The organism is Flavobacterium sp. NRK F7, from assembly GCF_024054195.1.
GTDB lineage: Bacteria > Bacteroidota > Bacteroidia > Flavobacteriales > Flavobacteriaceae > Flavobacterium.
Window position 1 is genome coordinate 2,687,298 of the sequence record NZ_JAMXLB010000001.1, and the last position, 18,705, is coordinate 2,706,002.

An 18,705-nucleotide genomic window follows, 5' to 3' on the forward strand; every position below is an offset into this window, starting at 1 on the left:
TTGGATTAACTATCATATCGTATGGAAATGATTTTGTTATCCAAACAGATGGCAACGTAAAGCGGGAAAATGGATTGCAACAATTACCAAACCATTCGCTTCAAATTCTATTTATTTTTATATTCCACAGCCGCTTTCACAAAACTCACAAAAAGAGGATGTGGATTTGCTACTGTACTTTTATATTCTGGATGATATTGCACTCCAATGAAAAACGGATGGTTTTTAATTTCCACCACTTCTACTAGACCTGTATCTGGATTAATTCCTGAAGCTGTTAAACCAGCACTTTCAAGGTCTTGTAAGTATTTCCCATTAAATTCATATCGGTGACGGTGACGCTCCATAATATCGGTTGTTCCGTAAATTTGGTTGGCCAACGTATTTTCTTTCAAATGGCATTTCCATGCTCCTAAACGCATGGTTCCACCCATATTTTTAATATTTTTTTGTTCCTCCATCAAATTGATTACAGGATGTGAGGTACTATCATTCATTTCTGTAGAATTGGCATCAGCAAAACCTAATATATTGCGTGCAAATTCAATAACTGCCATTTGCATTCCTAAACAAATTCCCAAAAATGGAATGTTATTCTCTCTTGCAAAACGAACGGTATCAATCTTTCCTTCGATACCTCTATTACCAAAACCAGGAGCAACTAATATGCCATCTAATCCTTTTAAGTGTTTTTCTGCCGTTTTGACATCTAAATGTTCCGAATGAATCGAAATAATGTTCACTTTAGTCTCATTGGCAGCACCAGCATGTATAAACGCTTCTAATATGGATTTGTAAGAATCTTGTAATTCTACATATTTTCCTACTAAACCAATATTTACTTCATGTTTCGGATTTTTATGCTTTTGTAAAAACTCATTCCACTGTTTTAAATCAGGACTATTTTTTTCTGGTAAGCCCAATTTCTTAAGGGTTACGGTATCCAATCCTTCTTCTAACATTAGATTAGGAACGTCATAAATCGTAGAAGCATCAATAGATTGAATGACTGCTTCTTTTTTCACATTACAAAATAAAGCCAACTTCTGACGTAAATCATCTGACAATTCATGCTCGGTTCTACAAACCAAAATATCAGCTTTAATACCACTTTCCATTAAGGTTTTTACCGAATGCTGAGTCGGTTTTGTTTTTAATTCGCCTGCAGCAGCTAGGTAAGGCACTAATGTTAAATGAATTACAATTCCGTTTTCATCTCCTAATTCCCATAACAATTGACGCACCGATTCAATATAAGGCAATGATTCAATATCACCAACCGTACCTCCTATTTCAGTAATTACAATGTCAAAATTACCACTTTGACCAAGTAATTGCATTCTCGATTTAATTTCGTTTGTAATATGCGGTACCACCTGTACCGTTTTTCCCAGAAATTCTCCTCTTCTTTCTTTTTCAATAACTGATAAATATACTCTACCTGTAGTCACATTATTGGCTTGTGAGGTAGGAACATTTAAAAAACGTTCATAATGTCCTAAGTCTAAATCCGTTTCCGCTCCATCATCGGTTACATAACATTCTCCATGTTCATAAGGATTAAGCGTTCCTGGATCGACATTAATGTAAGGGTCAAACTTTTGAATGGTCGTTCGATACCCTCTTGCTTGCAGCAATTTAGCTAGAGAAGCTGCTATAATTCCTTTTCCTAAGGAAGAAGTAACACCTCCAGTAACAAAAATATACTTCGTTTGATTCATTGTGTTGTGGTTTGTAGTTGTAGTTGTTTAAAAAACTTGGCAAAAATACGATTAAATTTATGAATTAGACAATTTCATATCTCTAAAATTTATTTTTTACTAACAACATAATCTAGAATATTTAATCACAATAAATTAATGCATAAGCATTGATAAACAGTTCTAATTATTGACAAAAAAGAGTAGCCTGAATATGTTTGCATCTTTTTCTTAAAAAATAAATATTAAATTATGTATACTGTTAAAAAAATTAACTTTTTTTAATATATTTGATACACTAACAATTAAAACTAATACTATGGAAGTTTCAAAATTAAACAGGTTTTTAGCGCTTTTTATTGATGGAATTATTGGTTCTATCCTTTATTATTTAGGTGTTTTTCTATATGGAGCAACTGGATTATCTCTATTAGTCACCATTGGAGGATTAGTTTACTTAGCCTATCTTTTATTAAGAGATGCCTTATTTGGTGGTCAAAGCATTGGTAAAAAAGTAATGAAATACAAAGCAGTTAAAGAAGATGGAACTTCATTAGACGGCGATTTTATGTCTAGTTTAATAAGAAATATTACTTTACTAATCCCATTAGTAGACGCTATTTTAGTATTGATAGACAAACCTAGACTTGGGGATACAATTGCAAAAACAAAAGTTGTTAATGTTTAAAAATCAACAGGAATAAAATAAAAAAATAAAAGCTCCAATTGTTGGAGCTTTTATTTTTTAGGAAAATTTCTCCTAATATTTCGTATCATTTCTTCTAGACCGTTTAATTTGAGTTCGTAAACCAATTGCAATTGTGTTCCTAATTGCCCTTTTGGAAACCCTTTATTGGCATACCACACCATATAATATTCTGGTAAATCGATCAAATACCAATCTTTATATTTACCGAAAGGCATTTTGGTATGAGCCAATTTTATGAGTTGATCGTTTGGTGTCAAAGAAATGGTAAAATTGTATTATTTATTTAAACGTAAAGTTATTTCCAATTAAAAGTGACTTCTTTTTCTATATCTGGATGCAAACTCAATAAAACAGGACAGGTCATGGCAGCTCGTTCTAAAATCGTTTTATTTTTATCAGAAGTTGCAATTGACAGATTCAATTCCACAATTATTTTAGCAATCTTTCTAGGTTCTGCTTGCATGATTTTAGTAACTGAAAGTGTGGAATCTTTTAAATCAATATCCAAATCCTTGGTTTTGATGGCCATAATTGACACCATACAACTTCCTAATGCGGTTGCTACTAAATCGGTAGGAGAAAATGCTTCTCCTTTTCCATGATTGTCTGTTGGTGCATCCGTTAAAATTTCAGTTCCAGATTGTAAGTGAATACAAGTAGTTCTTAATTCACCAACATAGGTTATTTTTGATGTAGGCATAGTTATTCTATCACTCTTTTAATGGAATAATCAGTATCGTAATACATTAGATAAACTCCTTTATTAATAATATTTCCATTGTCGTTGACATAATCAAACGTATTCTCAAAATATTCTGTTCTGAAGTTTTGGTTTGATTTAGCAAAACCTTCATTTTGACAAATTCTTAAAATGGTATCAAAAGTAACATCGAAACCTCTAGCTGCAGCGCTACTTGGCAATGTACCATTTTCCTTCTTATATTTATTAGCGAACATTTTATCTGAATTCGTTTCTATTTCTTTTCTAATGGATGGAAACAACATATTTAACTCTGTTAAATTAGTCATTGGGATTTCTTCAAAATCTAAAGTCTCATACAATTTTAAAACCACCATTTGAATATCGTATTCAGGTTTTAATTTTTTAAGGAAATTGGTAACATTTAAAATTTGAGCGGTAGTTTCCGACTCTATGATTACATAATTCTTTTTATTCTTTTGCAAAAATATTTTCAACTGATCCGTATCTACACTTCCTTTAGCGGTATAGCCTGGAAATTTAATGTCTTGATAACGCGATTCCAAATACTCTTTGGTAGATCCTTTTTTATTGCTCACCACTGCCACTACATTTCCATTATTGACTTTAAAATATTCAAATAATTTTTTAATCATATAGTCTTCAGATGGTACCGCATTATAAAGGTTAGGTAATTTTAAACCTACTTCTTTTGATAATGGAGAAATTACAGGAATACTATCTTTTAGTAAAAATTCGGCTGTTTTTTCTGCATGCGAATTTTGGAAAGGACCAATGACAGCATCTACATTTGAAAAATCATTATCCGAAATTAGTTTCGCAATATTAGAAGAAGTTCTCGAACTTTCAACATCTAAAATTTTAACTTGCACTGGTAACCCTAAAACACGCGCTGAATCTATAGCCATCATCGCACCAGAATAAAATTCCAATGATAAATTTAATAATGGATTTTCTTTTAAGTCTTGTTTCGTAAGAGCTGTATTTGCTTCAAGCTTACTTAGATTGAATGGCAATAATAATACTAAATTCTTCTTTTTCTTTTTGTTTGCCGTTACGACTAAATTAGCAACTGGTTTTACAATAAAATTAATGGTATCTTTTTTTGGAAAATCGTCTAATGGAATCACTTTTATAGAAGATTCTGGAGAAGTGGTATTAGTAACAACAGTTGAAGTTGAAGTTGTTGTAGGTAACTTTAAAACCATCCCTTCTTTTAAGCCATCTTTTAATTCAGGATTTAAGGCAAAAAGCTCTTCTCTAGAAATGTTCAATTCTCTCGTTAAACTGAAAAGTGTTTGTCTTGGTTTTACGGTGTATAAATTAGAATTAGAATTCGTTGAACCCACAGTGGTTACTGTTTTTTCCGTTTTTCTTTTTAACGTTAAAATAGAACCTTCTTTTAATCCATCTTTAGCATCCGGATTTTGAGCAATAATGTCCTCAATTGCCACATTGTATTTTTTAGAAATTCCATATAAAGTTTCTTGTGGTAGTACTTTATGAGAAAAAGTTTCCACAGTATTTTTAGTATTTTCTACTTCTAAATAATTTTCAGTAACAGCAACTTCCTCTTTACCTACAATAATTTCTTGTCCTTTTTTTAAGCCATCTTTTAAAAGTTCAGCATTCCACTCTTGAAGTTGAGGAACCGAAACCTCATATTCTCTAGCAATACTGTATAACGTTTCTTTTGCTTTGACCTCATGAATAATATTTTTGGTTTCTTTTTTTGTAATTGCCACACTAGAAGCTTTAGGAATAAGCAGAATAGTTCCTTCTTCAATTCCTTTTTTTGCATCTGGATTTAATCTATAAATATCATAAGGTGTTACTTGATATTTTATTGCAATTTGATATATCGTTTCGCCTTTAGCGACATTATGTCTCACAAAATTATCTTGTTTGGCTTTGGCTGCACAAGAGATAAAGACAAAAAATAGAATTAAAAGCTTAAAAATTCTCATAATTAGGTTTTAAATTGTTATAGAATAACAAATAGATTTGTGATTTATTATATGGTATTGTCAAATTTTATTCCAATTTTACTTCGACAATTTTTACATTTTCATACAAAGGTAAACTTTCTTTCGTTTTTACAGCAAACAAAGCTTCTTCAAACCATTTAAATTTTTCAATATAGATACAATAGGTAAACGTACTAATGTCATAGAAAAAACTAGTTTTTAAAGCACCTTCATCTGAAAGCTTTCGAGCAAAAGCGTCTCTTTCTTCCTGATTCGGAGTCACTTTGGCTACTAAATAAAATCCATCTTCAACCTGTTTTAAATTAGTCATTTTCTCTATAGCTGGTAGTTTTTCATTTGTAAAATGACTGTCCTTAATTTTAGCTCTAATAGCCTCTAAAGAAATTTGTTCTTCTTCTTTTTCAATAATATTATTTTCTTTTCGAATCTTATCTTGATAGCGTTTTAATTTTTGAATCGCTAAACGATCGTCATATTCTCTTGCTGCTGCACTATAAAAAGTAGCTTTTTCAATGCGTTTAGTAATAATATACTCTTTTTCTTTTTCAATAGTTGCCATTTTAAAGAAAAGAGACTCATTCGTTCTATCACTATCCGCATGTAACGCTTTGATTTTTTCAATTTGCTCCTGTTCCGCTTTTTCTTGCGCTTCAATTTCAGCCATGGTTTTGCTGCGTTTTTTCAACTCTTGATCTTGAGCTACATTGACACGTTGTACTTTATTCATTAAAGAAACATAATTCTTTCTAGATTCATTCAAATCTTTTTTCAATTGAATAATTAACTTACTGGTTTCAATTCTATTGGCTTGTGTTTCCTTTTGTAGTTTTCTATATTCTTCTACATCTAAATTTGAATTTTTTAATTTTTCCAAATCCTCATACATCGAACCTACTAAAGAATCCAATTTAGAAGTTAAGACGTCTTGAATATTTTTATTAGAAGCTAAAATAAGTTTCAATTTATCTACTGAAGAACCTTTCGAATTATCTATTTCTTTTAAATCCACTTGCAACGAATTCATTTTAATAATTTTTTCATTCATTTGCTGTTGCACAATTAATCGATCTTCTAAATCTTCAATTTTAGCATTTTGAGCTTTATTTTTTTCGATTGCAGCCTCTTTTTCAGCTATAGCAATCATTAATTCGTCAGAAATATCTGTAGGTGCGATACCATTTTTATTTACCGCTAATACAGTTCCTTCTGCAAAACGATTGATAATTTCAGGGTTTTGTAATTCTAATTGTTTGATACTAATATTATACAATTTAGAAACAGAATACTTTGTTTCTCCTGCTTTAATTTTATGAAAAACGGTTTCTTCAGTTATAATTCTAGATTTACCATCCACTGTTTTTTTACGAGAAGGAATTGCAATAACTTGTCCCGTCTTTAAGCCTTCTTTTAAAATTTCTTGGTTTAAGGTTTCTAAGTCTTCTACTGAAACATTATACATTTTTGCTATACCAAATAAAGTCTCTTGAGATTGTACAGTATGAGTAGCACTTTTTTTATAAGATTCTTTTTTAACTTCATTTGTTTGAATAGGAATGGTAATTTCTTGTCCTATTGAAAGTGAATTATTTTGTAAAGAAGCATTGGCTTTTTTTAATTCGTCTACACTAATATTGAATTTTTTTGATATAGAATACAGCGTCTCTTTAGGTTGCACTGTATACGTTTTAGTTTTTTCTTGAGCAAAAAGTAAATGAGTACACGCAAATACAATTAAAAGATATTTCATTGATAGTTTGTTTGTTTTTAAAATTAAAAAGAGTCGTTACAAAGTTATTTATTGTAACGACTTTTCAAAGCTTTTTTGTTAAAATTATCTAAAAGTTATGCAAAACTTATTCCCATTCAATTGTTGCGGGTGGTTTCGAACTAATGTCATACACCACTCGGTTCACACCTTTTACTTTATTAATAATTTCATTCGATGTTTTCATTAAAAATTCATACGGTAAATGTACCCAATCTGCCGTCATACCATCGGTAGATTCAACTGCGCGTAGGGCTACCACTTTTTCGTAAGTACGTTCGTCTCCCATAACGCCCACACTATTTACAGGAAGTAAAATAGCGCCCGCTTGCCAAACTTTATCATATAAACCATGCTCTTTTAGTCCATTAATAAAAATAGCATCTACTTCTTGAAGAATAGCTACTTTTTCAGGAGTAATATCACCTAAAATACGAATGGCTAAACCTGGTCCTGGGAAAGGATGGCGACCTAATAATTCTGGATCGATTCCTAATGTTGCACCTACTCTTCTTACTTCATCTTTAAACAACATACGCAATGGCTCCACGATTTTTAATTTCATAAAATCGGGTAATCCACCTACGTTGTGATGCGACTTAATAGTAGCTGATGGTCCACCTGTTGCAGAAACAGATTCGATTACGTCTGGATAAATTGTTCCTTGACCTAAATATTTTACATCGGTTAATAAATGGGCTTCATCATCAAATACTTCTATAAACGCATTTCCAATCGCTTTACGTTTTGCTTCTGGATCATCTAAACCTGCCAAAGCATCGTAAAAACGTTGAGAAGCATCTACTCCTTTCACATTTAAACCCATATCTTTATATTGATCTAACACACTTTGGAACTCATTTTTACGCAACAATCCATTATTCACAAAAATACAGTATAGATTATCACCAATAGCTTTATTTAACAAAACTGCTGCTACTGTAGAATCTACACCTCCTGAAAGACCTAAAACCACTTTATCTTTCCCAATTTTCTCTTTCATTTCAGCAACAATTTCTTCTACGAAGGCATTTGGTGTAAAATTCTGAGGCACTTCTGCAATTTTCACTAAGAAATTCTCTAGCATCTGTTTTCCATCCGTCGAATGATATACTTCTGGATGAAATTGAATGGCATAAGTGGTTTCACCTTCAATTTTATAAGCTGCATTTTCCACATCTTTGGTACTTGCTAAGCGAATAGCATTTGTTGGCAATGCTTTAATGGTATCGGAATGACTCATCCAAACCTGACTTCCCGCTGAAACTCCTTCTAAGAAAAGTTCGTTACCTTTTATATACGAAAGATTGGCTCTACCATATTCTCTAATATTGGAGGGCGCAACTTCTCCACCTGAAAAATGAGCTAAATATTGTGCTCCATAACAAACCGCTAATAAGGGTTTTTTACCTCTAATTTCGGATAAATCGGGATGAGGGGCATCTTCTGCACGAACTGAAAACGGACTTCCAGAAAGAATAACAGCTTTATAACTATCTAAATCTTTTGGCGGATTGTTGTAGGGAAAAATTTCACAAAAAATATTTAATTCTCTTACTCTTCTTGCGATTAATTGGGTGTATTGAGAACCAAAATCTAAAATTAATACGTTGTGTTGCATTGTTCTTTAAAGTTAGAAATTAGAAGTTAGAAGTTAGAAATTTTAAAATTCACACTCTTAACCAATAACTCATTTTTTATATGTAATAATTAGTTGTTTTTATTGTTTTATATCGATTTTGAGATTGAAATTTTAAACTTAAATTTAATTCTCATAAATCAATCCTTTTAATGTCGGATCTTTTAGATTTACATAAAAAATTGAAATAGGTTCATCATCAGATGTTTTACCATCTTTATTTGAATCTAATACTGCATTTATATATATAAGTAATCATTATCCTCATCGTAATCTGCTCCTATAACTGAATAATTTTTTGGAATTAATAATGATTTATTATCGCCATTCTTGTCAAAAAAATAAAACCTTCTTAAATCTCTACTATTGATGTAGTTATCTTTATTAGTATCTTCATCGTAAACAGAAATCATATAAAAATTTCTATTTAACGGTTGATAACTAAGTGTATCTACTGTATCTGATGGATAATAACACGTTTTTATAAGAACAGGCTTATCAAATAGCTTTTTACCTTTATTTTCATTATGATCGAAATGAAAAATATTTACTAAATTATAGCCATAAAGAGCATTAAAACCAGGAATTATGTTATGCCAATAATTCCCTTCCTTTTGATTGTCTTGATAGTAATTATAATGAAATTCGTTTGAACCTGTATAATAGGTTTTCTCTTTCTCATTATAATTTAGCTTAAATAATGGTGCAATTCTTATATTAGGATTAGCTGTTAAAAGTACTCCTAATGATTTTATTTTAAAGTCTAAAGAATCTTTTTTTATAACGTTTTGAGAATCTTTTGAATCAACAACTTCTTCAACTTGCAATCCTTTTTTATCCAATTCATTGGAACGATTACAACTAATCAAAAGTCCTACTAAAACTAAAAAAAATATTTTATTCATTTGTTTAATATTCAAAAGTTCCGTATTCGCTGGTAATGGTTAGTTTTTTAGTTTCTGAAGCTTCCACTCTACCTACAATTTGAGCATCAATTTGAAATGATTTTGAAATAGCAATAATATCTTGTGCGATTGCTTCAGGCACATAAATTTCCATTCGGTGTCCGCAATTAAAAACTTGATACATTTCTTTCCAATCGGTTTTAGATTGTTCTTGAATCAATTGGAATAAAGGAGGAACAGGAAACAAATTATCTTTTATAACGTGAACGTTATCAACAAAATGAAGAATTTTCGTTTGAGCACCACCACTACAATGCACCATTCCGTGAATGACATCAGATTTGTATTTTGATACGATTTTTTTGATTACTGGAGCATATGTTCTGGTAGGCGATAAAACTAATTTTCCCGCATCTAGAGGACTGTTGGCAACAGCATCAGTCAATTGGGTGTTACCCGAATAAACCAATTCATTAGGTACAGTAGCATCAAAACTTTCTGGATATTTTTTAGCTAAGTATTTGGCAAAAACATCATGACGAGCTGAAGTTAATCCATTACTTCCCATACCTCCATTGTATTCTTTCTCATAGCTTGCTTGCCCAAAAGAAGCCAATCCTACAATCACATCTCCCGGTTGTATATTCGCATTATCAATTACATCCTCACGTTTCATTCGAGCGGTAACTGTTGAATCTACAATAATCGTACGCACTAAATCGCCTACATCGGCTGTTTCACCACCAGTTGAATGAATCACGACACCATGTTCTTTTAAATCTTGAATTAATTCTTCCGTTCCATTAATAATTGCAGATAAGACTTCACCTGGGATGATGTTTTTATTTCTACCAATCGTGGATGAGAGCAGAATATTATCGGTTGCGCCTACACACAATAAATCATCAATATTCATGATTAAAGCGTCTTGAGCAATCCCTTTCCATACCGAAATATCTCCTGTTTCTTTCCAATACATATATGCTAAAGACGATTTTGTACCAGCACCATCAGCATGCATGATAATACAATAGTCTTCATCGTTAGTAAGATAATCTGGAATAATTTTACAGAATGCTTTAGGGAACAACCCTTTATCGATGTTTTTGATGGCATTATGCACATCTTCCTTAGAAGCAGAAACTCCTCTAAGATTGTAGCGTTGGCTCGTATCAGAACTCATTAAAAAGTAGTTTGTTGTGTTGTGGTGCAAAGATAGTTTTTTATATCAAAATTCTAAAATTTGGCATAAAAAAAGGACTAAATTTTTACGATAAACACACCTTCTTCATATTGCGAATCATTTTCTGGAAATAAAATATTGGTAAATTCAAATGAAGTATAACATTCTTCTACTTTAGATTCAACATTATACTTTACATTGACTTCTTCTTCTATCAATGTAGTTTGATTATTTAAAGTTATTTTTAAATCAATATTTCGAGCATCAATAGTTGTTTTTGGCAATAAATGAATAATATTGACTTCTTCAATAAATTCAAAAGGGATTTCGGTACCAATAACATCTGTAACCGTAATATCATTTGCAGAAAAAGTCTCATTGGTAAAAACATTTTCTTCTGAAGTGGCATCTATAATTTCTACAAAAAAAGATGCTGGAACAGGTTGTTTACCTTCAATACATTTATCAGAACAACCACTTATAATAAGGCTTAAAAAACTAACAATAGCAATACCTCTTTTTTTCATTTATTTTGTTTATTTACTTAAAATTTCAATTTCTACTCTTCTATTTGCAGCTGCTTGCTCTTCGTTAGCTTCAGGAATTGGGTAAATCGGATGATTAATCCCAAAACCTGTAACCGCCATTCTAGTTATAGGAATACCTTTAGCCACTAAAAAGCGCCGCACTTGTTTTGCTCTTTCAAGGGATAATTTTCTTCGATCACTACTTACACAACAAATATGTCCTTGTATTTCAATTTGAAGTGTAGGATTATTTTGCATAACATACAGCAAATCATTTAACGCATTATTCGATTCGGGAGTAATTGCAAATGTATTTTGAAAAAAATTGATGTCTTTTAATCTAATTTTTGTACCTTTTTTGGCTAATTTGATTTTCTCAAATAAAGGCAAATTTTCATCAATAACAATATCTTTAATTCCTAAAATTTCATTTTCTCGATGTAAATCTTTCTCTAAAATGTAATAGATTGTGGCTTTTCTATTTTCAGCTTTATTTTCAGATTGGTTGAATTTTTCTCCGTAACTTCTTGTTTTAAAATCTTCTCGAATGGCCACTTTTTCTAGCACATACATTGAAATAAAATCAACTCTTTTCTGAGCTAAAGAATCATTATAAGCTACTGAACCCACTTCATCTGTATAACCATTTATTGCTACAATTTTTGATTTAGAATTTTTATGTATCCAATCATTCAAACGAAGTAATTCCTTTGAGGTCAAATCCGATTTATTACTTTCAAAATAGACTGTAAATTGCTCTTGGGCAAAACATCCATTAATAAAAAGCAATAATACTATTGACAAAATAGGCTTCACTTTAACTGTTTTTTTTACGAAGTAACACTTTTTTTAGATAATAAAAAAATGAATCACTTGTATTTTAACGTAATAAAGAAGCATAAAGTATATAAAAAAGCCTATTCAAAATAATGAATAGGCTTTTCTATTAAATTTCCTTTTTAAAACAGACACTATTTTCAATTCCAATATATTGTCCGTAATTAGGAATTATTGTAAAACCATTTTTTTTGTACAAAGCAATGGCTTCGGGTTGTTGTAATCCCGTTTCAAGAACTAAATAGTGATATTGCAGTTCTTTACTCCATAATTCCAGTTCTTGTAATACTTTAGTAGCAAAGCCTCTCTTTCTAAATTCCTCAGGAACATACATTCTTTTTACTTCAAAAGTAGCTGTATCAAAGTGTTTAATCGCTCCACAAGCTACAGGTTTATTATTCTCATACAAAACAACAACATATTTAATGGTTGCTATGGTATTGAATTGTGCATAAAAGGAATGATCTTCTCCATCTCGAATAGCTAAATCTTTGTCTAATTCAGCTACTAAATTAATAAAATCTTGGTGTGAAGAATTCGTTCTTAGAACTTGAATCATTGTAAAAAATTATCTTAAAAACAATAACTCTCTATATTTGACTAAAGTCCACATTTCATCATCCACTAATAATTCTAATTTATCAGAATGGTAACGAATTTCTTCAAAATAAGGTTTTACTTTATCGCAATATGCTGCAGCCATTTTAGAGATATCAGAAAGGTTATTTGCCTTTTTACGCTCATCCGTCATGGCATCTACTTTTGCATTGATTCCTTCTATATGTTCTGAGATTTCTTTAATTAAAGAGATTTGTTGTTTCGCTATTTTTTCAAAATCTTTACCAAAAATTTCTTTTAATCCTTTCACATTTTCAATTAATGTATTTTGATAACGAATTGCAGTTGGTACCACATGATTTCTAGCAATATCACCAAGTACTCTTCCTTCGATTTGAATTTTTTTAGTATATTCTTCTAATTCAATTTCATATCGTGCTTCGACTTCCACATGATTCATGATAGCCAATTCTTCAAATAAATCAATTGCTTTTTTAGAAACTTTTGCTTTTAAAGCTTCAGGAGTCGTTTTAAAATTACTTAAACCACGTTTTTTAGCTTCTTTTTCCCAAGCTTCACTATAACCGTCTCCTTCAAATAAGATACTTTTCGTTTGTTTAATATATTCTCTTAATACATTAAATATAGCTTCATCTTTCTTTAAATCTTTTTTAGCAATTAACGCATCTACTTCTTCTTTAAAATCTTTTAATTGTTTGGCAACAATTGCATTTAAAGTAGTCATTGATGTAGCGCAGTTCGCAGAAGAACCTACCGCTCTAAATTCAAATTTATTACCTGTAAAAGCAAACGGAGACGTTCTATTTCTATCTGTATTATCTAGTAAAACATCTGGAATTTTACCTACTACATTTAATTTTAAATCTGTTTTTTCTTCAGGTGATAATTTTCCTTTAGTAACACCTTCTAGTTCTGCTAATACTTTTGTTAATTGTTGTCCAATGAAAACCGAAATAATAGCTGGTGGAGCTTCGTTAGCACCTAAACGGTGATCATTACTTGCAGAAGCAATTGCAGCTCTTAATAATTCTTCATAATCATGAACCGCTTTAATGGTATTGATAAAGAAAGTTAAAAATTGTAAGTTGCTCATTGGTGTTTTTCCAGGAGATAGTAAATTTATTCCTGTATCTGTAGCCAAAGACCAGTTGTTGTGTTTACCAGAACCATTTACACCTTTAAACGGTTTTTCATGAAATAAAACTTTATAATCATGACGTTCTGCTACTTTTTGCATCACATCCATTAATAAAGAATTATGATCCACAGCTAAATTAATTTCTTCAAATATAGGTGCTAACTCAAACTGACTTGGAGCAACTTCGTTATGACGTGTTTTAACAGGTATACCTAATAACATACACTCATTTTCTAAATCACGCATATAATTTAAAACACGTGAAGGAATAGATCCAAAATAGTGATCATCTAACTGTTGTCCTTTTGCAGAAGCGTGTCCTAATAACGTTCTACCAGTTGCTAATAAATCAGGTCTAGTATTGGCTAATGACCTATCTATTAAAAAGTATTCTTGTTCCCATCCTAAAGTAGGCGTTACTTTTCTCACATTTTTATCAAAATATTTGGCTACATCAGTTGCCGCACTATCAATCGCTTGTAACGCTCTTAATAATGGTGTCTTGTTATCTAATGCTTCTCCAGTATAAGAAACAAAGATCGTAGGAATACACAAAGTAGTTCCATATATAAAAGCTGGAGACGTTGGATCCCAAGCCGTATAACCTCTTGCCTCAAAGGTATTTCTAATTCCCCCATTTGGAAAAGAAGAAGCATCAGGTTCTTGTTGAACTAATTGACTTCCTCCAAATTTTTCAACTGGATCACTACCATCAAAAGAAGTTTCAAAAAACGCATCATGTTTTTCTGCTGTACTACCAGTTAAAGGTTGAAACCAGTGTGTATAATGGGTTACATCTTTTGACAATGCCCATTCTTTCATTCCCATTGCAATTTGATCAGCAATTACACGATCAATTTTTGCACCATTTTGAACTGCATTTTGAACCGCTTTATACGCTTCTGGTGTTAAAAACTGACGCATTGCTTTATCATTGAATACATTACTTCCAAAAATTTTGGATTTTTTTTCTAATTTTTCAACAGCAACTGGTTTTCTATTTGCTGTCTCTTTTAAAGCTTGGAAACGAAAAGTTGACATAAATTTTACATTTTTTTAAGTTATACCCCTTAATTTTGAATACAAATATATAAAAATATATATGTTATATTAACTAGACCCCTATTTTTTTTCAACAAACTGTCTTTTAAAAAAATTATAACATTTTACATAAAAAATCAAACAAATAAAACAAACGATAGGTTATTAACATTTTAACAATTATATGTTAATAATTTCTAAATTTTTCTTTTATTTGTACTAAAATACGTTGTTAACCGATAAAAATGACTGGTATGAGGAGATGTAAATTTGTGCTAATTATGTTCATAATTAGTTTTTTCGTGTACAATTATGATGGATATGCACAATGCGCTGGTGACAACAACAGCATAACTATCTGTAATAAAGAAACTTATAACCAAGGCATTGGTAATCCAAATGGAGTGGTGAATCTGTTCTTACTTTTAGGGGGAACTCCCTCACCTGGTGGGACTTGGATAAATTTAAACAGTTCAGGTGGATTAAATACTACTACTGGAATTTTAAATACTTGGCAGATTAATCAGAGTGGAAATTATAATTATCAATATGTAAATAATACTATTCCTGGTTGTACAAATAATACTGCTATTATTACTTTAACTTTAGGTGGCTTTCCTGGAGTGGATAACCCAAGTGCAGTAGCATGTGATAATAATACATCCGTTCCTTTATTTAGTTTCCTTGGAAGTTCCCCAAATCCTCATTTTAATGGTATTTGGACTGGTGGACCTGCAGGATCAATTACTGGCAATTTTTTTAATGCAGAATTTGCTGGTGTTGGTACTTATACTTTAACTTATACCGTTCCTGCTATAGGAAGTTGTCCTTCTCGAAGCGCAAACGTTACTCTAACAGTTCATCCTTTACCAGAATCTGGAGTTGCATCGAGTTTAACCTTTTGTGAAACAGATGATTTTTCAACTTTAACAAATGTAGATTTATTTAATTTATTAGCTGGCGAGGATACTGGTGGCTTTTGGACAGATAATTTTCCCACAGGTGAAATTTCTGGAGCAGGTGATTCATTTATAAATATTGAAAATATAGTTGCAAATTTTGGCCCTGGCACCTATACTTTTACCTATAATGTAAATCCAACTCATCCAATTTGTACACCTGCCACTTCAAATGTTGCTATAACAATAGAGCCTGTAGTTGATTTAAATGGAGCTACTTTAACACTTTCTCCTACACCCATTTGTTTTAATGATTTAAGTACAACTTCATTAACTGGAACAATTATTCAAGGAGCGAATTCAATTCCTAATGGAACTTACGATATTACATACGTGTTATCAGGAGCTAATAATGGTTCTGAAACGGTGAGTGTAACATTTGCGGGTGGAACAGGAAGTTTTACTGTCAATCCTGTTTTTGTAACTACTATTGGAACAACAACAGTGGCTATTACAAATGTTATTAATTCAAACAGCGCCACTAATTGTACTCGAATCATAAATAATTTAAATAGTTCCTTTACTATAGCAGAAAACCCTGACGCTACTGACACTCAAATAAGTGTTGCTAACTTTTGTGTGGGTCAAAATGCTCAAGTTAATCTAACCGATATCAATAACAATAGTGTAGAACTATCTGATGATCGTTATATTATTACGTATATCCTTACGGATCCAAATGGCCAACAAACTACTCAAACAACAGTCATACAAGTAGTCAATGGAAATGCTTTATTTTCACTAATTAGTAGTTTAACCAATATTCCAGGAAATTATTCTATCACCATAACGAATATTCAGAATGAAGCTACAGGTTGTTCTACAACTACTAATTTAAATAGTTCTTTTATAGTATATCCTATACCAGATGTTAGTAATTTAACGATTAGTATTGATGATACCTGCTCAGGTGATGATGTAGTTGTTAATTTATCTAACGCAACCAATCTGACAGATGGTTTATATGATATTGAGTATTCTATTTCTGGAGCCATTTCAGTTAGCAATTTGACAGCAATAAATGTTTCTTTTACAAGCGGTTCAGGAAGTTTTATTTTACCTAATAGTATCCTTGTCGAAGGTACTTCCACCTTAAGCATTGCTAATTTTGTTAGTGTGACTACTTTATGTGGCACAGCAACATCAAGCGGAGCAAGTGACAGTTTTACCATTTTACCTTTACCTAACACAACTGGAGCAACTATAAATGCTAATAACATCTGTATTTTAGATATAGAAACCATTACTATTGAGAATGCTTCTTCTTTAACTAATGGAGATTACACCTTAAGTTATGATCTAACGGGCGCAAATAATAGTAATGCAAATTCAATTGTAGTAACTTTTATAAATGGAAGTGCGCAATTTGATATTCCATCTACATTACTTGAAAATGGAGGTACAACAACAATAACCATACAAACCATAACAAGTAATACAACTACATGTGGCTCTAGTGATTTAGCAACAAATCCAGTAAGTTTTACTATTACAGACCCTGGTGAACCCACTTTAGCAGCTAATGGAAATCAATTTTGCATTCAAGATTTACCCAATCCTACTATTGCAGATTTAAATGCTAATATCACAAGTTCTGGAATAATTACTTGGTATGATGCGCCTACGGGTGGCAATAGTTATGCTTTAACCGACCCAATTACAAATGGAACTACTTATTATGCTTCTTTAACTGATGCTCAAGGTTGTGAAGGCTCTAGTAGATTAGAAGTAACAGTAGATTTAGCGAATTGTCCCGATTTATTCATTCCAGATGGATTTTCTCCAAATAATGACGGTTTGAATGAGACTTTCTACATTAAAAACATAGATATCATTTACCCCAATTTTGAGTTAGAAATATTTAACCGCTATGGAAATCTTGTATATAAAGGAAACATAAATACCCCTGATTTTGATGGCAAATCCACCCAATCTACCATTTTAGGAAATGATATTTTACCCACAGGTGTATATTATTATGTACTCTATTATAATGACGCAACAAACAAAAAACCAACACAAGGAAGATTATACTTAAGTAGATAAGAGAAAGAAAATGAGAAAAATTAATTATATATTCGGAATTATCTTGTTGGTATTTTGTAAATCATTTGCCCAACAAGACCCTCAGTTCACTCAATATATGTATAATATGAGTGTAATTAACCCTGGCTATGCTACTGATGATTTAGGTACTATCAATTTTGGAGGAATTTATAGAACGCAATGGGTAAAAGCTACTGGAGCTCCCACAACTTCATCCCTATTTATTCATACTCCTTTGTCTGAAAAAATAGAAACTGGATTAAATGTTGTTAAAGATGAATTAGGAGAAGATGTATTAAATGAAACCACAATTAATGCAGACTTTTCTTATAAAGTTACTCTAAATAATAATGCTAAACTGGCATTAGGTTTTAAAGTAGGCGCTAATTTTTTCACTACCAATTTTAATGGTTTTCAATTAAATGATGATGACATCAGTTCAGACCCAGCGTTTCAAAATTTAAATCAAACCTTTTTTAACCTTGGTGCTGGTGCTTTTTACTTTACAGATAACTATTATTTAGGATTATCTGTTCCAAATTTTCTTCCCAATAAGCAATTAAAAGAAGCAAATGGGGTTCAGGCTATTGGAATAGATGAATTGCATTTCTTTTTTACAGGAGGTTATGTCTTTAAAATATCTGATAATATTAAGTTCAAACCAGCTTTTATGACAAAAATTGTTAAGAACTCACCTTTATCAGCTGATATAACTGCAAATTTTATGTTTTTTGATAAATTTGAAATTGGTGCTTCACATCGAATTGATGATTCATTCAGTGGTTTGGCTAATTATCGTATTACACCTCAATTAAGAATTGGTTACGCCTATGATTACACCATCTCTAATTTAGGTAGTTTCAATTCGGGTTCACATGAAATAATTATACTATTTGACTTAGATACCTTTGGTAACAGAGGATATGATAAATCTCCTAGATTCTTTTAAAAACGAGTTAGACATAGCC

15 protein-coding genes are annotated in these 18,705 nt (G+C 31.3%); 3 read left to right on the forward strand and 12 right to left on the reverse strand.

The window, feature by feature from the left end; genetic code table 11:
- Positions 1 to 107 precede the first annotated feature (107 nt).
- Entirely contained in the window at positions 108 to 1,721 is a 1,614-nt protein-coding gene (locus NHF47_RS12200; protein WP_252765189.1) for a CTP synthase, read from the reverse strand.
- Between the two features lie 298 nt (positions 1,722 to 2,019).
- Here NHF47_RS12200 and NHF47_RS12205 point away from each other — a divergent pair, with 298 nt between their 5' ends.
- Positions 2,020 to 2,388 carry an RDD family protein gene (locus tag NHF47_RS12205; RefSeq protein WP_252765190.1) on the forward strand — a complete coding sequence of 123 codons (369 nt, stop codon included), beginning with the start codon at positions 2,020 to 2,022 and terminating at the stop codon, positions 2,386 to 2,388.
- 50 nt (positions 2,389 to 2,438) lie between these two features.
- Here the strand turns inward: NHF47_RS12205 and NHF47_RS12210 are convergent, their stop codons facing one another.
- The 11 genes from NHF47_RS12210 to NHF47_RS12260 form a co-directional block, all read right to left on the reverse strand.
- Positions 2,439 to 2,666 carry a DUF3820 family protein gene (locus NHF47_RS12210; RefSeq protein ID WP_140996847.1) on the reverse strand — a complete coding sequence of 76 codons (228 nt, stop codon included), beginning with the start codon at positions 2,664 to 2,666 and terminating at the stop codon, positions 2,439 to 2,441.
- Positions 2,667 to 2,704: 38 nt separating this feature from the next.
- Positions 2,705 to 3,109, reverse strand: coding sequence for an OsmC family protein (locus NHF47_RS12215; RefSeq protein WP_252765191.1), 405 nt, complete (start codon positions 3,107 to 3,109; stop codon positions 2,705 to 2,707).
- A gap of 2 nt (positions 3,110 to 3,111) precedes the next feature.
- Complete coding sequence (locus NHF47_RS12220; RefSeq protein WP_252765192.1) at positions 3,112 to 5,097, reverse strand: LysM peptidoglycan-binding domain-containing protein; 1,986 nt, start codon at positions 5,095 to 5,097, stop codon at positions 3,112 to 3,114.
- Positions 5,098 to 5,164: 67 nt separating this feature from the next.
- Positions 5,165 to 6,865: a LysM peptidoglycan-binding domain-containing protein gene (locus NHF47_RS12225; RefSeq protein ID WP_252765193.1), complete on the reverse strand. Its 1,701-nt coding sequence runs from the start codon at positions 6,863 to 6,865 to the stop codon at positions 5,165 to 5,167.
- 106 nt (positions 6,866 to 6,971) lie between these two features.
- Positions 6,972 to 8,504 (reverse strand): glutamine-hydrolyzing GMP synthase, encoded by a 1,533-nt coding sequence (gene guaA, locus NHF47_RS12230; protein ID WP_252765194.1) that lies wholly within the window; start codon positions 8,502 to 8,504, stop codon positions 6,972 to 6,974.
- 257 nt (positions 8,505 to 8,761) lie between these two features.
- Positions 8,762 to 9,427 carry a hypothetical protein gene (locus NHF47_RS12235; protein ID WP_252765195.1) on the reverse strand — a complete coding sequence of 222 codons (666 nt, stop codon included), beginning with the start codon at positions 9,425 to 9,427 and terminating at the stop codon, positions 8,762 to 8,764.
- Positions 9,428 to 9,431: 4 nt separating this feature from the next.
- Positions 9,432 to 10,610, reverse strand: coding sequence for an AIR synthase related protein (locus NHF47_RS12240; RefSeq protein ID WP_252765196.1), 1,179 nt, complete (start codon positions 10,608 to 10,610; stop codon positions 9,432 to 9,434).
- 77 nt (positions 10,611 to 10,687) lie between these two features.
- A complete protein-coding gene (locus NHF47_RS12245) occupies positions 10,688 to 11,137 on the reverse strand; it encodes a hypothetical protein (protein ID WP_252765197.1) in 450 nt (149 codons plus the stop codon).
- A gap of 9 nt (positions 11,138 to 11,146) precedes the next feature.
- Positions 11,147 to 11,953 (reverse strand): OmpA family protein, encoded by an 807-nt coding sequence (locus NHF47_RS12250; protein WP_252765198.1) that lies wholly within the window; start codon positions 11,951 to 11,953, stop codon positions 11,147 to 11,149.
- Between the two features lie 130 nt (positions 11,954 to 12,083).
- Positions 12,084 to 12,533, reverse strand: a complete 450-nt coding sequence (locus NHF47_RS12255; protein WP_252765199.1) for a GNAT family N-acetyltransferase — start codon at positions 12,531 to 12,533, stop codon at positions 12,084 to 12,086.
- Positions 12,534 to 12,542: 9 nt separating this feature from the next.
- Positions 12,543 to 14,732, reverse strand: a complete 2,190-nt coding sequence (locus NHF47_RS12260) for a glutamine synthetase III (RefSeq protein ID WP_252765200.1) — start codon at positions 14,730 to 14,732, stop codon at positions 12,543 to 12,545.
- Positions 14,733 to 14,986: 254 nt separating this feature from the next.
- On the opposite strand from NHF47_RS12260, the gene NHF47_RS12265 reads away from it, so the two are divergent.
- Positions 14,987 to 17,737 (forward strand): gliding motility-associated C-terminal domain-containing protein, encoded by a 2,751-nt coding sequence (locus NHF47_RS12265; protein WP_252765201.1) that lies wholly within the window; start codon positions 14,987 to 14,989, stop codon positions 17,735 to 17,737.
- A gap of 10 nt (positions 17,738 to 17,747) precedes the next feature.
- The gene (locus tag NHF47_RS12270; protein ID WP_252765202.1) at positions 17,748 to 18,686 is read left to right on the forward strand and encodes a type IX secretion system membrane protein PorP/SprF; all 939 of its coding nucleotides are present in this window, start codon (positions 17,748 to 17,750) and stop codon (positions 18,684 to 18,686) included.
- Positions 18,687 to 18,705: the final 19 nt, after the last annotated feature.

Bases quoted from the DNA above. Each gene is read 5' to 3' on its own strand.
- NHF47_RS12265 (WP_252765201.1), top strand. From the start codon at position 14,987: ATGAGGAGATGTAAATTTGTGCTAATTATGTTCATAATTAGTTTTTTC.
- NHF47_RS12255 (WP_252765199.1), bottom strand. From the start codon at position 12,533: ATGATTCAAGTTCTAAGAACGAATTCTTCACACCAAGATTTTATTAAT.
- NHF47_RS12240 (WP_252765196.1), bottom strand. From the start codon at position 10,610: ATGAGTTCTGATACGAGCCAACGCTACAATCTTAGAGGAGTTTCTGCT.
- NHF47_RS12235 (WP_252765195.1), bottom strand. From the start codon at position 9,427: ATGAATAAAATATTTTTTTTAGTTTTAGTAGGACTTTTGATTAGTTGT.
- NHF47_RS12225 (WP_252765193.1), bottom strand. From the start codon at position 6,865: ATGAAATATCTTTTAATTGTATTTGCGTGTACTCATTTACTTTTTGCT.
- NHF47_RS12220 (WP_252765192.1), bottom strand. From the start codon at position 5,097: ATGAGAATTTTTAAGCTTTTAATTCTATTTTTTGTCTTTATCTCTTGT.
- NHF47_RS12245 (WP_252765197.1), bottom strand. From the start codon at position 11,137: ATGAAAAAAAGAGGTATTGCTATTGTTAGTTTTTTAAGCCTTATTATA.
- NHF47_RS12205 (WP_252765190.1), top strand. From the start codon at position 2,020: ATGGAAGTTTCAAAATTAAACAGGTTTTTAGCGCTTTTTATTGATGGA.
- NHF47_RS12215 (WP_252765191.1), bottom strand. From the start codon at position 3,109: ATGCCTACATCAAAAATAACCTATGTTGGTGAATTAAGAACTACTTGT.
- NHF47_RS12260 (WP_252765200.1), bottom strand. From the start codon at position 14,732: ATGTCAACTTTTCGTTTCCAAGCTTTAAAAGAGACAGCAAATAGAAAA.
- guaA (WP_252765194.1), bottom strand. From the start codon at position 8,504: ATGCAACACAACGTATTAATTTTAGATTTTGGTTCTCAATACACCCAA.
- NHF47_RS12200 (WP_252765189.1), bottom strand. From the start codon at position 1,721: ATGAATCAAACGAAGTATATTTTTGTTACTGGAGGTGTTACTTCTTCC.
- NHF47_RS12270 (WP_252765202.1), top strand. From the start codon at position 17,748: ATGAGAAAAATTAATTATATATTCGGAATTATCTTGTTGGTATTTTGT.